Genomic DNA, 18,842 nt, shown 5'->3' on the forward strand with positions numbered 1-18,842 from the left:
CCCACGGCCGGCGCCGATCATCGGTGTGTGGCGACCTGGATGAAGTGGCTGCGCGACCGGCTCCCGGCCGGTGGCGGGCTGCGTGACGAGGACTGGGCGGGCCGGCACCGGCTGCTGACGGTGCTGCTCGCCGTCATCATGGCGGCGCTGATCGTGTTCGGCGTGCTGCAGGGCGACGAGCACACGCCGGCCCTGCTGCTCACCGTGGGCCTGACCCTGCCGTGCCTGGTGGCGGCGAGCCTGCTGCGGTCGCGCCGGGTGCGCGCGGTCTTCGTGGCGCTCGGCTACACCGTGGCCTGCGCCGGGTTCGTCTCGCTCGCGCACGGCCTCACCGAGGCGCACTTCACGTTCTTCATCGCGGTCGCCGCCCTGGCCCTCTACCGGGACTGGGCGCCGTTCGGGGCGTTCCTGATCGCCACGGTCCTGCACCACGGCGTCTTCGGGACCCTGGTCAGCGACCACACCTACGACCACGACGAGGCGATGGCTCACCCGCTGGTGTGGGCGCTGCTGCACGGCGCGGCGGTGCTGCTCGCCGCCGGCTTCCAGATCGTCTCCTGGCGGCTCACCGAGGTCGAGGAGGACCGGGCCCGGGACAACCTGGACGAGAGCCAGGCGCAGCTCAGTGTGGCGTTCGACCAGACGCCCGTACCCATGGCGATGTTCTCCCCGGAGGGCGTGGTGCTGCGGACCAACGCCGCCTACCGCGAGTGGCTTCGTCTGCCCGACGAACTGCCCGCCGGGTTCGCCCTGGCGGACCTGCCGCTGACCCCGGTGGAGGCCGGCGAGGAGTCGATGCTGGGCCTGCTCACCGCCAGCCGGGAGCCGATGACGATCACCCGGCAGTACCGCCGGGACACCGGTGAGCTGATCTGGGTGCAGGTGCACGGCACCAGCCTGCACGACCGCAACGACGAACTTCGGCTGATCTTCGTGCACTGCTTCGACGTGACCGCCACCCGCGACCACGAGGCCGAGCTGCGTTACCAGGTGCGTCACGACGCGCTCACCGGGCTGCTGTCCCGCAAGGCGTTCGAGCACGACCTGGCCATCCTGCTCACCGAGAGCCCCGAGCCGGTCAGCGTCGTCTACCTCGACGTCGACCGCTTCAAGTCGATCAACGACGGCTCCGGGCACCACACCGGTGACGACGTGCTGCGGGCGCTCGCCGCCCGGCTCACCCAGGTCGTCCCGGCCGGTGCCCTGATCGCCCGGCTCGGCGGCGACGAGTTCATCGTCGCGCTGCCCGGCCCGGCCGGCATCGGCCTGCGGGTCGGCAACAGCATCCTCGCCTGCCTGGCCGAGCCGCTCGCCCTCGGCACCGCCGAGCGGATCGGGCTGCCCGTCTCGCTCAGCATCGGCGTCACCACGGCGTTCGGCCCGTCCACCGCCGACGAGGTGGTGCTGGCCGCCGACACCGCGATGTACGCGGCGAAGCGGGCCGGCGGCAACCGCCTGCACGTCTACACCGACGACCTGCGGGTGCCGGTGCAGGAGCGGATCGCCGCCGAGGCCCGGCTGCGCCGCGCGCTGGCGGCCGACCCGCGCTGGACGCTGCCGCTGTGGTTCCAGCCGATGGTCTCCACCGTCACCGGCCGGGTCATCGGCGCCGAGGCGCTGGTCCGGATGCGCACCGAGGAGGGCACCGTGCTCGGCCCCGGCCAGTTCATCGGCGCCGCCGAGGAGACCGGCCTGATCGTGCCGCTCGGCGCGCACGTGCTGCGGTCCGCGGTCGAGCACCTGGTGCACTGGTCCGACCGGCTCGGCTACGTCTCGGTGAACGTCAGTCCCCGCCAGCTCGCCGAACCCGACTTCGTGCCGATGGTGGCCGCGCTGCTCGCCGAGTACCCGTACCTCGACCCGTCCCGCCTCGTTCTGGAGATCACCGAGACCGCGCTGATCTCCTCGACCGTCGACGTCAGCGAGCGGCTCACCATGCTCAAGCAGCTCGGTGTCCGGGTCGCGCTCGACGACTTCGGCACCGGGTACAGCTCGCTGACCTGGCTCGAGTCGCTGCCCGCCGACGTGGTGAAGCTGGACCGCTCGTTCGTGGCCGGCCTGGCCGAGGACGACCGCAAGTCGTCGATCATCTCGGCGGTGCTGTGGCTGGCCCGGTCGCTGGGCATGTCCACGGTCGCCGAGGGCGTCGAGGAGATCGCCGACTGGGAGGCGCTGCGGGCCGCGGGCTGCCCGGCCGTGCAGGGCTACTTCTTCTCCAAGCCGCTGCCGGCGCCCGAGTTCGACCGGTTGCTGGCCGCCGGGACCACGGTGGCCGACGTGGTGAACGCTTCCTTCGGGGGAGTTCACCTGAACGAAACCACCGGGAGCGCACTGGCCGGTTAGAGTCCGGCCATCCTAGACGACGTTGATCCCTTCATCGGCACGGCGGCCACCGATCTGCCTCGCGCACACGGTCTGGCCGCCACCTGGTGGTGGCCGAAACCGCAGGTGGGCAACACCCACCCCGGTGCCACCTCGCCCTTCGGCATGGTCTCCGCGTGCGCCTACTCGGGGGCGTATCCGACCGGTTACGGCAGGTACGCCAAGAACACCGAGGGCGTACCGGAGGAGATGTTCGACAGGCTCCAGGCCTCCGGTTTCACCCATTTCCAGCAGTCCGGCACCGGGGCGATCCGCAAGTACTACAACTACGTGCGGGTCACCCCGATGATCCAGCCGCTCGACGACCTCGGCCAGTCCTGGCCGCTGGAGGACGAGCGGGCCGAGGCCGGCTACTACGCGGCGAACCTCGACACCGGCGTGCGCTGCGAGATCACCGTGGGGGAGAAGGTCGCGGTGCACCGCTACACCTTCCCCGACCACGACAGCGCCCGCATCGTCATCGACCTGTCCTGCGGCGGCCTCGGCATCGACCTGGGACGCACGGTGCCGCTGCGGGCCCAGGCCGAGAGCATGGGGTACGGGCGCGGCCAGGCCACCGTGGTGATGGAGGGTGTGCCGCTCTCCGTGCACGTCGAGGTGGACAGCCCCGGCTGGCGGCAGATGCTCTGGTACGACCGGCGGCTCATCCCCGGCGGCACCCGGCTCGACTTCGACAGCATCCGGCACACCACGCTGCGCCCGTTCGGGATGCTGTTCCTGGGGCCGACCCGGGCCGGGCAGACCATCGAGGTGCGCCTCGGGTTCTCGCTGCGCGGCACCGAGCAGGCCCGCGCCAACCTGGAACGCGAGTGCGGCGGGGCACCCAGCGCCTTCGAGACGGTCCGCGCCCGCACCCGGTCCCGCTGGCGTGACCACCTCGGCCGGGTCCAGGTCGACGGCGGCACCCCGGCCCGGCGCACGGTGCTGGCGACCTCGCTCTACCACTCGCTGATCAAGCCGTGCATCGCCGAGGACGAGAGCCCGTTCTGGCCGACCTCGGGGCCGTACGCGTTCGACATCTGCACCATGTGGGACATCTACAAGACCCAGCTGCCGCTGCTGTCCGCGATCGTCCCGGACCGGGCGAACGAGCTGCTCGAGTCGCTGATCCGGGTGTGCGAGGAGGAGGGCAACTTCCCGATCGGGTACCGGATGGCCCGCGGCGCCGACCGGTTCTTCCGGCAGGCCAGCGCGCTCGCGCACACCGCCCTGGCGGACGTGCACGCGCTGCGCCGGCCCGGCATCGACTGGACGTGGGCGCTGGTGCACATGGTCGACGACCTGCGCCGGCTCTACGGCGAGGACTTCCGGGAGCACGGCGTGGTCCATCCGATCACGCACACGCTCGATCTCGCGTACGCCCACCACTGCACCGCGCAGGTGGCCCGCGCCCTGAACGACCACCGCCTCGCCGATGATCTGGAGCGGCGCAGCCGCGACTGGGTGAACGCCTTCGACCCGGGCACCGGCCTGCTGCGGGACTCCGAGTTCTACGAGGGCGGCAAGTGGAACTACTCGTTCCGGCTGCTGCACGACATGGCCGCGCGGATCGCGCTGGCCGGCGGTGACAGCGGTTTCGTCGACAAGCTGGACCGGTTCTTCGGCTACGGCGCCGGCCCGGTCACCCAGCCCGGTCGCTGCCCGTCGCCGGTGGAGATGGCCGCCGGGTACGCGCTGAACCGGTTCGAGGGCCTCAACAACGAACCCGACATGGAAGCGCCCTGGGCCTACCACTACGCCGGCCGGCCGGACCGCACCGCGGAGGTGGTGCACGCCGCGCTGACCTGGCAGTTCGGCACCGGCCCGGGTGGGCTGCCGGGCAACGACGACTCCGGCGGGCTCAGCTCCTGGTACGTCTGGGCGTCGCTCGGGCTGTTCCCGGTCGCCGGGCAGAACCTGTTCCTGGTCAACGCGCCGGCGTTCGCCCGGGCACAGCTCAGCGTCGAGGGCGGCGAGTTCGTCGTCGAGACCAGCGGGCACCGGGACACCCCGATCGGCGTGGACGGTCCCGGCCACGACCCGGCACCGCGGTACGTGCAGTCCGCCACCCTCAACGGCCGCCCGCTGCACACCACCCATCTGAGCGCCGCCGACGTCCACCAGGGCGGCCGGCTGCACCTGCGGCTCGGCCCCGAACCCTCCACCTGGGGTCAGGGGTCCCGGCCGCCGTCCCTCTCCACCCCCGCTTGACGGCTCTCACCCGAAGGAAACACCCATGAGTCGACCGACCCGCCGCCTGGTCATCGCGGTCCGCGCCGACCCGGTCATCTGCGGACACTCCGGCGAGGCGCGCAACCTCGCCGAGGTGGCGCTGACCCGTGGCTTCGACGACGTCCGGTTGCTCACGTGGCCGATTCCGACCCTGCAGGCGGCCGGCTTGCCGCTGAAGCCGCTCGACCGGCTGCTGCCGTACAGCCCCGGCATCACGGTGGAACGACCGGAATCGGTCGGCGACTACCGGGTGCCGGACGGGCGGCACCTCGCCGGGCTGACCGGCCGGCTGGTGGAGCTGCTCAGCGAGCCGGTGCCGACGGTGTGCCTGTCGATGTATCTGGTCCCGCACACCCAGGTGATCAACGACGCGGTGACCGCGGCCCGCGCCGCCGGCTTCGGCCCGCAGGTGCACACGATCGCCAAGGCGGTCGGCTCGGACGTCACCAACGTGATCCGCAACTGCCTGCGCGAGGGCCGGTTCGGCGCGGCCACCGTGCTGCTCACCACGTTCCTGGCCAGCGACGAGGTGGTCGCGGTCTCGGAGTACACCCGCGACGAGATCATCGCCTCGGCCGAGGAGGTCGACGCGCACTGCGGCACCCGGTTCGCCGAGCAGTGCCGGCAGCGCGTCACGGTGAGCTACCCGCCGATCGACGCGTCCGCGTTCCTCGGCCTCGAGGACAAGGCGGTCGACGACGCACTGACCCGCCGCGGCCTCGAACGCGGGAAGTACGTCCTGTTCCTCTCCCGCGTCGCCCGCGCCAAGGGGATCTACGACCTGGTGATCGCCTTCGGCCAGATGCGCGCCCGCGAGGACGTGAAACTCGTCATCGCCGGCACCGGACCGGCCCTGGAACACGTGCAGGCGATGGCGAAGGAAGACGACCGGATCGTCTTCCTCACCGACGTCGACGACGACGAGAAGCCGCTGCTCATGGCGGGTTGTGCCGCGTACGCGCTGCCCACCAAGCCGGAACCCGACTTCGTCGAGACCTTCGGCATCGCGCTGGCCGAAAAAGCCCTCGCCGGCGGCGGCCCGATCGTCACCACCCTGACCGGCGGCACCGGCGAGGCGGTCGGCGACGCGGCGATCATCGTGGAGGCGGGCGACATCGGCGCCCTCGCGGACGCGCTCGACCGGGTCGTGCTGGACATGCCCGACGCGCAGAAGCGCGACCTCGAGACGCGCGCGCGGGCGCACGCGATGCAGTTCGACCGCGGCGCGGTCTTCGACGGGCTCTTCAAGCCGTTGTGAGACGGGCTTTTCACAGCGTTTCTCATACGCGCGACGGCCGCTCCAGAAACAGAAGCGGCCGTCGCGCGATCTCCCGGGTTTCCGGTCTTCCCGTGGCGCACGGCATCGCTCATGCCGCAGCCATCGGGTGCGACGGCTACAGCTTGCCCTCGGCGGCGAGCTGCTCCAGCCGGGCGTAGCCCTCGTTCACGCCGACCTCCATGCCGCTCTGCAACCAGCCGTCGCGGCCCTCGAAGCTGTCGCACAGCGACTGCGCGTGCAGCCGGGTCCGGCCGTCACCGAGGTCCTCGAAGCGCAGCGTCTCCAGCGACACCGCGTCCGGCATGCCCTCCCAGGTGAAGGTCTGCACGATCAGGCCCGGCCGCACCTCGTGGAAGCAGCCGTGGAAGGCGAACTCCTCGCCGCTGGTGTCACCGACCCGGCTGGAGACGTAGCGCCAGCTGCCACCGGTCCGCGCCTCCCAGTAGTCGATCTTGTTGGCCACCGAGTCCGGCCCGTTCCACTGGACGAACAGCTCCGGGTCGGTGTGCGCCCGGAACAGCTGCTCCGGCGTCGCGTCGAAGTCCCGCGTGATGCGGATGATCGGCAGCTTCGGGTCGGCCTCGATGGCCGCCTCGACGATCTTGTTCATCGCTCGTCCCTCTTCTCGGTCTTCGTGCTCGCGTCGGTCGTCGTATCGTTCTCGGCCATGGTGGCCAGCAGGGCGTCCAAGCGGCGGTAACGCTGCTCGGCCCGGCCGCGGTAGAGCTCGATCCAGGCGTCCATCTCGTCGAAGGCCTCCGTCTCCAGGCGCACCACCCGTGGTTGCGGTCCCGGCGGCCGGCTGACGACGCCCGCGTCCTCGAGCACCTTGAGGTGCTTGTAGACCGCCTGCAGCGACATCCGGTACGGCTCCGCCAATTGGTTCACCGTCGCGTCCCCCTCGGCGAGCCGGGCCACCATGTCGCGGCGGGTCGGATCGGCGAGTGCGGAGAAGACGCGGGTCAACGTGTCCGCCGGCATCGAACCTTCTTTCAACTTCTTGGTTTAAACGAACCGTAGACGTGGCCGGGGTCACCTGTCAACCAGAAAGTTGAAACGCCAGCTCATCCGGTTGCAGTGCCCTGATCTCACCTGGAGTTGGAAATGTGTACACATCTTCCGGATAGACCGGTCCCATGGAACAGACGACCCCTCGTCCCGTCCGCACACCGAGCCCTGGCACGACGCCGCGCTGCGAGGTCCGCCGCGGTTCCCGGTCGGCCGTGCACCTCTACCTGACCGGCGACTTCGACCACGCCGCCCACGCCGAACTGCGCCGCAGCCTGCGCCGCGCGTTCGACCGCGCCGGCCGGGGCAGCGTCGTCGTCGACATGTCCGGCGTCGGAGCCATCGGCAGCGAATGCATCGAGGTGCTGCTCGTCGGCTACACGCGCGCGATGCGGGGCGGCCACGGCTTCGAAGTCGTGAACGCCCACGGCCCGGTCCGCCAGGCGCTCGCCGTCACCGGCCTCTGCGAACCGCCCGTCGACGACATGTTCGACTCCCTGATGGCCATGATCACCACCCCGGACACCGCCTCCTGACTCCGGCCCGCGCCGGATCGGGCGCTCCTCGCCGCGCAGGATCGGGCGCTCCTCGCCGCGCGGAATCGCGGGCTCCTTGCCGCGCGGGGTCGCAGCCTGCGCGCCGCGCGGGGTCGAGGGCTCTTCGTCGCGCTGGCATCATGGGGCCGTGGAGGCCGTCGAACGGTTCGCCGAGGAGCTCGCCGGCTTCGGCTGGGTGACCGACGTCTGGGTGGCCGGTTCCCTGGCAACCGGCGACCACCGTCCCGGCGTGTCCGACCTGGATCTCGTGGCGATCACCGCCGGCCCGGTCACCGAACCCCGCTCGGCACAGCTCACAGCCGTGCACCGGCGCCTCGACGACGGCGTCGCGAAGGGCCTGTCCCTGGGCTGCGTCCACGTCGACGAGGCCCGGCTCACCGACCCGGCCGCCGAGCACCCGACATGGACGCACGGCCAGCTCGTCCAGCGGATCCTCTCCGGAATCACCCGCGCCGAACTGGTCCTGCACGGCTACGCCGTACGCGGCCGCGAACCCGGTGCCCTGCTGCCGGCGATGACCGCTCAGGACGTACGAGAGGCCGCCCGCGCCGAACTCACCGGCTACTGGGCCTGGGCCGCCCGCCGCCCCTGGCTCTGGCTGAACCCGGTCATCGCCGACCTGGGCCTGACGTCGATGGCCCGCGGCCGGCACGCCCTGACCACCGGAACGCTCTTGACCAAAACCGCCGCCGTCGAACAGTCAGCGGCACCACCCTGGCTGACCGCCCAACTCCGCGCCCGCCGCGCCGGCCACCCGGTGCGGTCCCCGCGCGTACACACCGCCTTGATCGCCTGGCGCGACGCCCGCCGCACGGTAGCCACCGCCCGCCGCCGCTGACCCCCGGTACGTGGCAGAATTGGCGCGATACCGGTCGGGAGGTGTTGGCGACGAGTGTGACGCTGCTGGAACACCCGGGTCCGTGGAGCGAGGAGCAGTACTTCGCGCTCGGTGAGACGCCGAACCGGATCGAGCTGATCGATGGGGGACTGTGGGTCAGCCCGGCACCGAACAAACCTCATCAGGACATCTCGTTCCTGCTGATGGCCGGCATTCGCCCAGCGGCCCGAGCCGTCGGCCGGCGTGCGTACGAAGCGGCGAACGTCCGGCTCGGCACCGACCGGATCGTCATTCCTGACCTGGTGGTGGCCGACACGGACCCCAAAGGCGGCGTGATCGAGGCGGCCGAGGTCGCCCTGATCTGCGAGATCGTCTCACCGAGCAACGCGGCGAACGACCGGCTCCTCAAGATGCAGTTCTACGCTGCCGCCCAGATCGGCTGGTACCTGTTGGTCGAGCCGGACCTCACCGACTTCGCATCGGTGGTCTTGCGCTTGTTCCGCCTTGAGGGTCAGCACTACGTCGAGCACGCCATGGTGCCGTTCGGCGGCACTCTGACTCTCGACGTCCCGTTCCGCTGTGAGATCGACACCAGAACACTGCTCGACTGGTAGCGCTCAGAGTCATCTCCGCGGCGGGCCCGACCCCTTCGGCCGGATCGTCGCCGGCGGGTGGCAAGGTGATCGGCATGCGTATCTCGATCTGGCCCGGTGCGGGACAGCCCTACGGTGATGTTCTCGAGGCGGCCCGGCATGCGGCCGAGACCGGCTGGGACGGCGTCTGGATCGCCGATCACTTCATGCCCAACGACGGTACCGGCGCCGATCCGCTGCACCCGGTGCTGGAGGCCGGTTCGCTTGTCGCGGCGCTCGGGGCGGCGGTGCCCCGGGTGCGGATCGGCACGCTGGTCTACGGCAACACCTACCGGCACCCGGCGGTTCTGGCGAACATGGCGGCCACCGTGGATCAGATCACCGGCGGCCGGTTCACGCTGGGCGTCGGTGCCGGCTGGCAGATCAACGAGCATGAGCAGTACGGGATCGAGCTCCCGCCGATCGGCAAACGCATCGACCGTTTCGTGGAGGCCCTGCACATCCTCAAGGGCCTGCTGCAGGCGCCGCGCACCACGTTCGCCGGCGAGTACTACCGGGTCACCGATGCCGTCTGCGAACCCAAACCGGTGCAGGACCCGATGCCCATCATGATCGGCGCGAAGGGTGAGAAGCGGATGCTCCGGGTCGTCGCCGAGCACGCCGATCAGTGGAACACTTGGGGCCGCCCGGACCTGATCGCCCAGAAGTCCGCGGTGCTCGGCCGGCACTGCGCCGAGGTGGGCCGCGACCCGCGGACGATCGTACGGACCGCGCAAGCCCTGACCGTCGTCGACGGCCCGGTCCCGGACGGCGTGTCGATGCCGGTGATCGGCGGCTCGCTGAAGCAGCTCACCGAGGACATCGAGGCCTACCGCGCGGCGGGCGTCGACGAACTGATCGTGCCGGACGGCCTGCTGGGTGCGGGCGCGCCCAAGTTCAAGGCGATGGACACGGTCCTCCGCCTGGTCCGCGGCTGACCCGCCGCCGACGCACCGAGCCCGGCGACGTCCCCGCACCTGATGGCGGGCCGATCCCATCCGCGCCCGAACCCGGGTTCTCCCCGTCCCGACCCCGGACGCGCCGACCGTGTCGCGAAGTTGATCTGCTAGCGCTACGAAATCGCTGTGATCATGGGGTCGAAACCGCGATTTCGCACCGCCAGCAGATCAACACCGCCGCGCGGGCGCAACGCAGCCGACCCCGGGTGAGGGGCGGGCCGCGACGTGGCTGGGCGTGTGTCAGGGGCGGGCCGCGACGTGGCTGGGCGTGTGTCAGGGGCGGGCCGCGACGTGGCTGGGCGTGTGTCAGGGGCGGGCCGCGACGTGGCTGGGCGTGTGTCAGGGGCGGGCCGTGACCTGGTCGAGGACGTCGTCGGCGGGGCAGCGGCCGCGGTGCACGTAGCGCTCGGTGAACTCGGCGACCTCGTCGCGCAACTCCCGCGAGGCGCCCCGCCGGGCCAGCGCGCCGTAGGCGGCCACGAAACAGTCCCGCGCGGCCGCCGCCAGTACCGGGTCGGTGAGCGCGTCGCGCGCGACCCGTTCCCAGAGGCCGGCCTCGGCGGTCAGGTGCGCGGTGGCCTGCCAGGCCTCCTCGGCGGCGCGCGGGTCGTCGAGCAGCACCGTCGCGACGGTGGCGGGCACCCGCCAGCCGTGTTCTGGCTGACGGTCGGCGACGTCGAGTTCCAGGTGGCCGCGGGCGGCCACCGGCGGGCGCAGTGCGGCCAGGTGCCGCTGCAGATCATTCTCGGTCACTCGGGCGCCTGCCCGGATGGCTTCCCGGAGCGTACGTCCGGCGGCCGTGCGCGCGTCCATCACATACGCCGACCAGCCGTCCCGCGGCGAACCGGCAGGCGGGCCGACGGGCCGGTCCCGGCGCAGCGCCTGCCGCACGCTGCGCCACCCGGTGGGGCGGCCGTGCCGCAGCGGCGCATTGGCGAACGCGGCCGCCAGTACAGGCGTCACGGTGTGCGCGAGCGCCCAGCGACGCTCTGCCCCGAGCGGGCCGCCACCGTCGATCCCGGCTTCGAGGCCGACCCGTACGCCCGCCGTCGCCGTGCCCAGCGCATGCTCCGGCCCGTCCGGGTGCACGGTGTCGGTGGCCTGATCGAGAACAGTCAGCCGATGCTGCTCGACGAGCCGGTGCGAGGCTGCCAGGTCGTCGGACATGCGGCGCAGCGCCACGTCGAGCCCGGGGGAGGGCGGACCGCTCACCACCATGACGCGCGGTGAGCGGGCGTCGAGGAAACCGTGCCGCAGGGCGCGCCGGCCGGTGGGTGCGCTGGCCGGGTCGAGCATCAGGTCGACGGCGATGCCCACGAAGCCCGGCATCCCGGGCGTGACGGCCCGGGTCGCGATGAGCTCGGCGGCAGCCTGTTCGGTCAGGGTGGTCACTGTGCCTCACTCCCCGGGGTGTCCCACGAGCGGCGAGCATAGCATTCCTATCTGTGCGATAGGAATGGTTGCCTCCGGCGGGTGCAGATCACGCCCGGCCGGGCGATCCGGTCCGGGAAACCCTCGGTGCGGACTCGGTCGTTCAGATACTGGAAGGCGCACTCCGGGGCGCGGGGACGGGTCCGTGACGACGTGCACCTCACAAGCGTGGCCGGGGGACGGGCGCGCGCGACCACGTACGCCTGAGGAGAGCTGATGCCCACGCCGGCCCGCGCCGCGCTCGCCGCCCTGACGCTCACCTGGCTCGCGGCCCTGCCCGGCTCTCCGCCCGCCCACGCGGGCCGATCCGGCGCTCCGCCCGCCGACGCGAGCCGATCCGGCGCTCCGCCCGCCGACGCGGGCCGACCAGGTGCGGGCCAGGTCCGCGCGATCGCGAGGGAAGCCGGGCATGCCGGCGCGAGTTGGTCGGTGACCGGCCTGGAACCGGTCGGTCAGCCCGTCGCGGCCGGTCCGTCGGTGGTCGGGCAGGTGCGCCACGACGGGCGGATCTTCCTCCAGGGCCGGGCGCCGGAGGACGGTGCGCTGCGCTGGGAGGCCGAGGCAGTCGCCGGTACCGCCGGGCTGGCCGGCGGATGGCTGACGTTTCTGGAGCCGCAGCCGGACTTCGGCGCCGGGTACGCGAGTCTGGTCGTTGCCGACCCGCTCACCGGCACGCAGGCGCAGCGAAGCCCCACGATGATCTTCGGGGAGGACGCGCCGCGGGGCTGCTTCCAAGGCGCGGCGGTCTGTGTCAGCGCGGCGCGGGCGGCCGGGGAACCCTTCCAGGGCTACCGGCTCGACCTGGGCAGCGGCGCGTTCATCCCCTTCGCCGACGGCATCCCGGGCGAGGGCATGCACCGCATCGGCCGGCTCGCGAGCGAGGACCCCGCTGGTGCCGCTGAACCCGGCGACGCCGCCGGTTCCGCTGATGCAGCCGGCCCGGTGCGCGGCGCAGGGGAGATCGTGCTGGTCGAGGACGGTGTGGTGAGGTGGCGGCGGCCGGACCCGGGTGCCGTGCGCTGGACGGCGTTCCCCGGCGTCCGGGTGGGTGACACGGCAACCGGCAGTGTCGGGCTCGCCGCCACCGACGGCGCACCACTATGGTCGCTTCCCGGTGCGATCCAGGACTGTGGGATCCCGCTGCCGATCGCGGCGCTCCGGTGCCGGGCCGGCCGGCTGGAAGGGTTCGACCCCTTGACCGGGCTGAGCCGCTGGTCGGTGCCGATCCAGGGACCGATCGGGGTCGCCGGCGACGACACCGTGGTGATCCAGGGTGTGTCCGTGGCGCTGAGCACCGGTGCCCGGTCGGCCGCCACCGCGACGTCCTGGTGTCTCCCCGACGGCCTCGCCCGGACCTGCGGCAAACCCGGAAATGACGAGCGGCCCGGAAATGACGAGCGGCCCGGAAATGACGAGCGGCCCGGAAATGACGAGCGGCCCGGAAATGACGAGCGGCCCGGAAATGACGAGCGGCCCGGAAATGACGAGCGGCCCGGAAATGACGAGCGGCCCGGAAATGGCGAGCGGCCCGGAGAGGGCGAGCGCTCCGGAGAGAGCCCGCCGGCCGAGAGCGAGCCACCCCCGGCGGCGTGGGCGGCGGTCGGCGCGGTCTCCGGAGGGTACGCCGTGGTCGCCACGCCCGACGGTTTCCGCGGACGGCAGCTGACCGGCCCTTAGGGGTGCGGAATCCGGGGCCCGGCAGGGATCGCACCGGTTATCCCCGCTGCACGGCGCCCATAGGTTCGACACATGTCATCGAATGCTGTCACCGTCCGCCGGGCCGCGATCGCCGCACCGGTGCTGATGTTCGTCTATGGCGTGTTCCGCTTCGCCGACGGTCTCGACGGAGATCGCGGCAACGGCGTGGCCTGGGACGCCGGGCACGTGGCGTTCTTCGTGGCCATGGTGCTGTTCGGGGTGCTCACGCTGGCGCTGCGCCCGTTCGTCCCGGCCGGCGCGCAGCGGATCGGGACCGGCGCCGCCGTGGCCGCCCTCTTCGGGGTCGGCTGCTTCCTCTGGGTGATCGCCGGGGACCTGTCGGACGGGTTCCGCGAGGCCGCGCCGCTGCCGGACGCGCTCGCGACCGGCGGTGCGGCGCTCTTCCCGATCGGCATGATCATTCTGCTGGGCCTGATGGTCGCGGCCCGGCGTGCTCCGGTGCGCAGCCCGCTGCTGCTCGGCGCCGGCATGGTGGCGATCACGGTGAACCTCGACCTGCTGCCGATCGCGTCCCTGGTCGTCCTGGCCGCGCTGATCCCGGTGGCCCGGCGCGCGAACACCCCGGCGGACCGTCCGGTGCGGGACGTCGCCGGGGTGCGCTGAGACTTTCTGCCCGCTGCCACGGGGGCATGCGGTCGAAGGTCAAGGGCGAGTGGGCGTACGGCCGGAGCAGCACCCGCCTCGTCAGAAGCGGAAGGCTCGCACCACGCCTTGGAGGTCGTCCGACAGCCGGGACAGTCCGGCGGCGGCGTCATGCGTCGCGTAGGCGCCCTTGCGGTTCTCCTCCGCGACACCGACCACCTGGTTGATGCCGTCGCCGATCTGGTTGGCACCGTCGGCGGCCGCGCTCAGGTCGGCGGCCATGCCGCTGGTCACCGCACTCTGCTCCTCGACCGCCGACGCGATGGTGGTCTGGAACTCGTTGATCCGGCCGATGATCTCGCCGATCTTGGTGATCGACTCGACGGCCGTGTGGGTGTCCGCCTGAATGGCCGCGACCCGCTTGCTGATGTCCTCGGTGGCCTTGGTCGTCTCCTGGGCCAGGTCCTTCACCTCACCGGCGACCACGGCGAAGCCCTTGCCGCTCTCCCCGGCACGGGCCGCCTCGATGGTGGCGTTGAGCGCGAGCAGGTTCGTCTGCTCGGCGATCGCGGTGATCACCTTGACGACGTTGCCGATCTCGCCGGACGACCGGCCGAGCCGGGCCATCAGGTCCTCGGCGGTGCTCGAGGCGATCACCGCCTCCTGGGCGACGCTCGCGGCCTCGGCGGCGCTCATCGCGATCTCGCGGATCGCGGCACCCATCTCCTCGGCGCCGGTCGCGACCGCGCCGACCCGGGAGTTGACCTCGGTGACCGCCCCGCCGATGGAGTTGACCTCGCCGGAGGTGCGGTCGGCCCCGCCGGCCAGGGTGCGTGACGCGTCCTGGAGTTCACCGGCCCGGCCGGCCAGCGCGTTGCCGCTGGCGGCGAGGGTGCCGACGGCCGTACGCATCTGCTCGGTGGCCTGGGCCAGCGCCGAACCCATGTCGCCGAACTCGTTGCGGTTGGTGATGTCGGCGCGGCGGGTCAGATCGCCGTCGGCGACCGCGTGCAGCACGTCGCGGAACTGCCGCAGCGGCCGGATCACGCTGTTCGCGATGAGGACGGCGAGCCCGGCCGCGACCAGCAGGCCGACGACCAGCACGACGATGACCATCGTGCGAGCCGAGTCGTACTCCTCGTCGGCGAGGGTCAGTGCCTCGTTCGCTGCCGTGTCCACGGCGGTGTCGAGCGCCTCCAGGCTGCCCAGCGCCTCGGTCACCTTCGCCGGGAGCTCCTTGCCCCGGATCGCGTCGAACCCGGCCAGGTCACCGGCGGCCTGCAGCTGACCGGCCCGCTCGCGCAACTCGCCGTACTCGGTCCAGGCGGCGCTGAACCCGTCGATCGCGGCGCGCTGCCCGGCGTCCAGGTCACGGCCGCTGTAGGCCTTGACAGCACCGGCGATCGCCTCGTCGGCCGCGGTCGCCCGTTCCTGGGCCGCGGTCTGCAGGGCCGTCGTGGTCGCGGACGCCGAGCTCAGGATCTCGAACCGGTAGACCCACACCTGTTCCCGGATGGTCGCGACCTCCCGGGACGGCAGCAGGGCACCGGTGTAGATGTTGCGGCCGCTCTCCGCGACCTGCGACATCCGGACCAGGCTGATGGTGCCCACGAGGACGGCGACGATGCCGGTCAGGGCGACGAGGAGGGCGAGACTGGTGCGGACACTGAGGTTGCCGACCAGACCGGGACGCTGAGCCACGAAAGTCCTATCGACTGGCTCGCCGGGTAACTGAGCCGGTGCGCTCAAAACAGGCCGGTGCGCTCAGAACGGGCCGGTGCGCTCAGAGCAGGCCGGTGCGCTCAGAGCAGGCCGGCGCGTTTGGCCGCGTACTCCTCGTCGGAGAGCACGCCCGCCTCGTGCAACTCGGCCAGGTTGCGCAGCAGCGCCTCGGAGGGCGCGGGCACGCCGGTCAGCCGGGCCTCGATCACGTCCCGCAGGTGACCGGCGACCGCCCGGTCGGTGACGAACTCGACGGTGGTGCCGTCCACCTCCAACAGCAGGGCGCCCTTGAGCAGACGGTCCCGGCAGCTCACCCCGGCCACCGAGGCGAACGGGATCGCGGACCGGCCGGCCCCGGTGCGGAACCCGAGCTGACCGGTGCTGACCAGTTCCAGCCGGTCCGGCAGGACCAGCAGGTAGACGCTGGCGCCGCCGTCGGTCATGTGCCCCACGGCCAGGGCGGCGCGGACGTCCACACCGGCCTGGGCGGCCCGGTGACGGGCCCGTTCGGCGCGCGCCCGGGCCTCGGCCGCGGAGACCGGTTTGCCGGAGAAGAGACCCATGACGGGCAACCGTAGCCGACGCCTGATCAGTTCCGGACGGGGTGGATCGTCGGCGCCGCTACCGGGACCGGCTGACGTAGGCCCAGGCCGCGTCGCCCGAGGCGAGATGCGTCTCGACCCGCTCGTAATCGGGCACCGCGAAGGCGTCGGACTGTGCCAGGTCGTCCTCGGTGACCTCCAGGACCAGCCCGTCGACACCGTCGGCGAGGTCACCCGTCGAAATCAGGATCGGATGGTTGCGCAGGCCACTGACCTCGACCACCCGTGGGTCGGTGATCTCCACGAGTGACAGCCGGAACCCCAGCACGCGGTCCTGGCGTCCGGTGAGCTCACGGCCGAACGTGGCCTTCTGCACCCCTGGGTCGCGCAATGTCCCGTACGAAAAAAGCAGCGGCATGAGCGCACCCTAACCGCCTGTCCAGGTCACCGGAGGGTTTCGCTCCCGACCGGGCGGGCGGTACGCGCGGGAGCCGTGTAGACAGGAGCCGTGAGTCTCGACGAGGAACTGCTCGTGGCCGAGCGCGCGTTGCAGGACGCGCAGCGCAACAACGACGTGGTGGCGCTGGCCCCGCTGCTGGACGACCGGCTGATCGCTGTCGGACCCGACGGCGGGCGGTACAGCAAGGAGGACGACCTGGCGGCGTACCGCTCCCGCTCCTCGATCATCGACGACCTGGTCGAGGAACACCTCGAGCACCTGATCGTGGACCGCACCGGCGTCACATTCTTCACCGGCACCGTCTCCGGCACGTTCGGCGGCGAACCCGTCACCGCCCGGATGCGTTACACCCGGACGTGGGTGCACGACGGCGGCTGGCGCGTCGTCGCCGCGCACATCGCTCCCGCCTGACCGCTCCTGCCTGATCGCCCCCGGCTGATCGTCCCACGCCCTGACCGCCCGGCGGGATGCCGGGCGGCCAGGGGACGCGGAGGTTCGTCAGCAGTAACCTGACGGGCACTCGCCGCTCGCCAGCAACTCGTACTGCCGGCACTTCGGGCACCGCGGCCGTTCCACCGGCACCTTCGCCGCGGCCCGGGGCCTGGGTTCCGCCTTGGCGCGCGGGGTACGCGGCGTGCTGGTGCTGCCCGCCGTGCTGCGGCTGCGCGCCGCCTTCGCCGGTGGGGTGGTCCGGCGCAGGTCGACGGCCTGGACCGCGGCGTCGAGCAGGGCGTCGTAGTTGGCGTCGATCAGGTCCGCCTCCACCGACACCACCGTGTTCGGGTCGTCCGGGTCGCGCACGTAGGCGCCCGGCATGGAGAGCGCGACGTCGTTCGCCTTCTCCGGATCCACGGCCACGTCGACGCCGCCGGGATGGATGTACACCGCCACTCCGGTGGCACCCTGCGGCCGGACCTGCAGCGCGCGGCCGACCGTGCGTACGTCGACGGTGGCCCGCCCACGCAGCTCCAGCAGCAGCCGGGCGACCGAGGGGGCGGCACCCGCGTTGTACTCGTCCATCTGTCCTCCGCTAGTCGACGACGACCTACCAGTATCGGCACACCCGCCGGAACCGTGATGTCGGCATCAGAACGGGTGAATTTCCTCAACCGGCGGCCCGGTCAGTGTCACCGGACGGCGCGGCGCCGGGCAGCGGGTTCACGGGACTTCGCCCACCCGAGCCGGATCATCCCCCTCAGGTAGGTCCTGAAGTGGGTACCACGGTGTGATGCGGCGGCGTTCCACCTGGTCCTAGCGTTCGCCGCATGACCGCAACCCTGGTTCTGGTCCTCGCCCTGCTTCCCGTCCTGGCCCTGGTCGCCCTCGCGGTGGCCGACCTGGCCGGCCGGTGGTGGCGGGGCCGGCTCGCGGTGGAAGCCGAGCGGGCCCAGCCCTACCGTGGCCGGTCGGCGTCTGTCGCGCCGGCCCCTGAGGTCACCGCATCTGTGCGAGCACGTCCCCGGCGGGGAGCCGGCCACATAGCCCCCGACCACCGGGCGCCGATTCGTGACCGCGCGCGACCGCCTCCTCTTCGCCCGCGACCGCCCTTGCTTTGAGCGCCGTCGCCCTGGACCGCCCTTGCCCCGTCCTCAATCGGGTCGCCCTTGATCGCCCTCGTTCGCGATCGCCCTCGATCGACTCCGGCCGGCCGCCGCGCCCCGGATCGGTGCCCAGCCGATACCGTCCCGCACATCAACCCGTAGCCCCTCTCCGGCCCGGTGGCGCCGGACGAGCCGTCCATGGCGAGATGTTGATCTGCTGGCGGTGCGAAATCGCTGTGATCAAGGGGTTGAAACCGCGATTTCGCATCGCTAGCAGATCAACATCGCCGCACGGAGTAATCGCGGGACACCCTGCGCTGATTGTCCACACACCGACTGCATCGGCGCGGTTACGGTCAGGCGGCGGTGGCTCCTGCGCCGGTTCGGCCGGGTGTTGATCGTGATCCCGGACAGGGTAGGGGGTCGATCGCGGTGGCGCTCAATTCGCGGCGGTTCGCCGTCAGTCGCTGAAGTTCAGACCGTTCTCCGTGAGCGCATCGGAAAGGATCCGGATCGCCTTCGGGCCGATCCCGTGCATGGCGAGCAGTTCGGTGCGGCTGTGCGTGGCGACCTGGGCGAGAGTGGTGATCCCAGCTTCAAGAAGCGCGCCGGTTGCCGGGCGCCCGATCGGTGGCAGATCCCCGATCCGCGCGGGAAGGTGGCGAGTACTCATACGCCCACTCTGCCCGTCCGCACCACCCGGAGCACTCCTGCCCCTGAGATGTCGCCGCCTTGCCGGGCCGCGCCGGGTCGCTGCCGCGCCGGGGTTGCTGCCGTGCCGGGTTGCGGCCGTGCCGGGGTTGCTGCCTGTGTCGTTGTCGGCGATGGCTGGAGCGGGGTGCGGGTGGCGGTTGTGGGTGCGTTTGGTATACAGGCCGGTACGCCCGTTGTGAATCCCCGCCGCGACATGCGCGGAAGGGGAGCGTCCGGTGGTCCGACTCGCGGGGACCGAGGGCGTTGAAATGTTTCAGTCGGGGTG

General features: G+C 71.8%; 18 protein-coding genes. 10 read left to right on the plus strand and 8 right to left on the minus strand.

What is annotated here, in order from left to right:
• Nucleotides 1-27 precede the first annotated feature (27 nt).
• The 3 genes from LPA41_RS26130 to LPA41_RS26140 are packed head-to-tail and all read left to right on the plus strand — an operon-like array spanning nucleotide 28 to nucleotide 5,851.
• Entirely contained in the window at nucleotides 28-2,343 is a 2,316-nt protein-coding gene (locus tag LPA41_RS26130) for an EAL domain-containing protein (protein WP_229073428.1), read from the plus strand.
• Nucleotides 2,344-2,352: 9 nt separating this feature from the next.
• Nucleotides 2,353-4,572, plus strand: a complete 2,220-nt coding sequence (locus LPA41_RS42510; protein ID WP_308036615.1) for a GH92 family glycosyl hydrolase — start codon at nucleotides 2,353-2,355, stop codon at nucleotides 4,570-4,572.
• A gap of 25 nt (nucleotides 4,573-4,597) precedes the next feature.
• The gene (locus LPA41_RS26140) at nucleotides 4,598-5,851 is read left to right on the plus strand and encodes a glycosyltransferase (RefSeq protein WP_229073429.1); all 1,254 of its coding nucleotides are present in this window, start codon (nucleotides 4,598-4,600) and stop codon (nucleotides 5,849-5,851) included.
• Between the two features lie 136 nt (nucleotides 5,852-5,987).
• Here LPA41_RS26140 and LPA41_RS26145 read toward each other — a convergent pair whose 3' ends face one another.
• A complete protein-coding gene (locus tag LPA41_RS26145; protein WP_229073430.1) occupies nucleotides 5,988-6,482 on the minus strand; it encodes an SRPBCC family protein in 495 nt (164 codons plus the stop codon).
• Nucleotides 6,479-6,853 (minus strand): helix-turn-helix transcriptional regulator, encoded by a 375-nt coding sequence (locus LPA41_RS26150; RefSeq protein ID WP_229073431.1) that lies wholly within the window; start codon nucleotides 6,851-6,853, stop codon nucleotides 6,479-6,481. Before LPA41_RS26150 ends, LPA41_RS26145 begins: the two co-directional genes overlap by 4 nt.
• 155 nt (nucleotides 6,854-7,008) lie before the next feature.
• On the opposite strand from LPA41_RS26150, the gene LPA41_RS26155 reads away from it, so the two are divergent.
• The 4 genes from LPA41_RS26155 to LPA41_RS26170 all read left to right on the plus strand — a co-directional run bounded on the left by LPA41_RS26155 (nucleotide 7,009) and on the right by LPA41_RS26170 (nucleotide 9,845).
• Complete coding sequence (locus LPA41_RS26155; RefSeq protein WP_229073432.1) at nucleotides 7,009-7,416, plus strand: STAS domain-containing protein; 408 nt, start codon at nucleotides 7,009-7,011, stop codon at nucleotides 7,414-7,416.
• Nucleotides 7,417-7,564: 148 nt separating this feature from the next.
• On the plus strand, nucleotides 7,565-8,275 hold the full coding sequence (locus LPA41_RS26160; protein ID WP_229073433.1) for a nucleotidyltransferase domain-containing protein: 711 nt from the start codon (nucleotides 7,565-7,567) through the stop codon (nucleotides 8,273-8,275).
• Between the two features lie 41 nt (nucleotides 8,276-8,316).
• Nucleotides 8,317-8,889: a Uma2 family endonuclease gene (locus LPA41_RS26165; RefSeq protein WP_229073434.1), complete on the plus strand. Its 573-nt coding sequence runs from the start codon at nucleotides 8,317-8,319 to the stop codon at nucleotides 8,887-8,889.
• Nucleotides 8,890-8,963: 74 nt separating this feature from the next.
• Entirely contained in the window at nucleotides 8,964-9,845 is an 882-nt protein-coding gene (locus tag LPA41_RS26170; RefSeq protein WP_229073435.1) for a TIGR03560 family F420-dependent LLM class oxidoreductase, read from the plus strand.
• A 360-nt stretch (nucleotides 9,846-10,205) separates the two neighbouring features.
• On the opposite strand, the gene LPA41_RS26175 is transcribed toward LPA41_RS26170, so the two are convergent.
• Nucleotides 10,206-11,258 carry a glutamate-cysteine ligase family protein gene (locus LPA41_RS26175; protein ID WP_229073436.1) on the minus strand — a complete coding sequence of 351 codons (1,053 nt, stop codon included), beginning with the start codon at nucleotides 11,256-11,258 and terminating at the stop codon, nucleotides 10,206-10,208.
• Nucleotides 11,259-11,513: 255 nt separating this feature from the next.
• Here LPA41_RS26175 and LPA41_RS26180 point away from each other — a divergent pair, with 255 nt between their 5' ends.
• Nucleotides 11,514-12,974 carry a hypothetical protein gene (locus LPA41_RS26180; RefSeq protein WP_229073437.1) on the plus strand — a complete coding sequence of 487 codons (1,461 nt, stop codon included), beginning with the start codon at nucleotides 11,514-11,516 and terminating at the stop codon, nucleotides 12,972-12,974.
• A 72-nt stretch (nucleotides 12,975-13,046) separates the two neighbouring features.
• Nucleotides 13,047-13,619: a hypothetical protein gene (locus LPA41_RS26185; protein ID WP_229073438.1), complete on the plus strand. Its 573-nt coding sequence runs from the start codon at nucleotides 13,047-13,049 to the stop codon at nucleotides 13,617-13,619.
• 81 nt (nucleotides 13,620-13,700) lie between these two features.
• Here LPA41_RS26185 and LPA41_RS26190 read toward each other — a convergent pair whose 3' ends face one another.
• The 3 genes from LPA41_RS26190 to LPA41_RS26200 all read right to left on the minus strand — a co-directional run bounded on the left by LPA41_RS26190 (nucleotide 13,701) and on the right by LPA41_RS26200 (nucleotide 16,280).
• Nucleotides 13,701-15,299: a methyl-accepting chemotaxis protein gene (locus tag LPA41_RS26190; protein WP_229073439.1), complete on the minus strand. Its 1,599-nt coding sequence runs from the start codon at nucleotides 15,297-15,299 to the stop codon at nucleotides 13,701-13,703.
• Between the two features lie 101 nt (nucleotides 15,300-15,400).
• The gene (locus tag LPA41_RS26195; protein ID WP_229073440.1) at nucleotides 15,401-15,883 is read right to left on the minus strand and encodes an SHOCT domain-containing protein; all 483 of its coding nucleotides are present in this window, start codon (nucleotides 15,881-15,883) and stop codon (nucleotides 15,401-15,403) included.
• 58 nt (nucleotides 15,884-15,941) lie between these two features.
• Nucleotides 15,942-16,280 carry a gamma-glutamylcyclotransferase family protein gene (locus tag LPA41_RS26200; protein WP_229073441.1) on the minus strand — a complete coding sequence of 113 codons (339 nt, stop codon included), beginning with the start codon at nucleotides 16,278-16,280 and terminating at the stop codon, nucleotides 15,942-15,944.
• Nucleotides 16,281-16,370: 90 nt separating this feature from the next.
• Between LPA41_RS26200 and LPA41_RS26205 the strand changes: the two genes are divergently transcribed.
• Complete coding sequence (locus tag LPA41_RS26205) at nucleotides 16,371-16,733, plus strand: nuclear transport factor 2 family protein (RefSeq protein ID WP_229073442.1); 363 nt, start codon at nucleotides 16,371-16,373, stop codon at nucleotides 16,731-16,733.
• Nucleotides 16,734-16,820: 87 nt separating this feature from the next.
• Here the strand turns inward: LPA41_RS26205 and LPA41_RS26210 are convergent, their stop codons facing one another.
• Both LPA41_RS26210 and LPA41_RS26215 read right to left on the minus strand, forming a co-directional pair.
• Nucleotides 16,821-17,342 carry a hypothetical protein gene (locus LPA41_RS26210; protein WP_229073443.1) on the minus strand — a complete coding sequence of 174 codons (522 nt, stop codon included), beginning with the start codon at nucleotides 17,340-17,342 and terminating at the stop codon, nucleotides 16,821-16,823.
• A 981-nt stretch (nucleotides 17,343-18,323) separates the two neighbouring features.
• Entirely contained in the window at nucleotides 18,324-18,536 is a 213-nt protein-coding gene (locus tag LPA41_RS26215) for a helix-hairpin-helix domain-containing protein (protein WP_229073444.1), read from the minus strand.
• Nucleotides 18,537-18,842: the final 306 nt, after the last annotated feature.

Origin of the sequence: Actinoplanes sp. DH11 (assembly GCF_020873875.1) — a bacterium.
GTDB lineage: Bacteria > Actinomycetota > Actinomycetes > Mycobacteriales > Micromonosporaceae > Actinoplanes.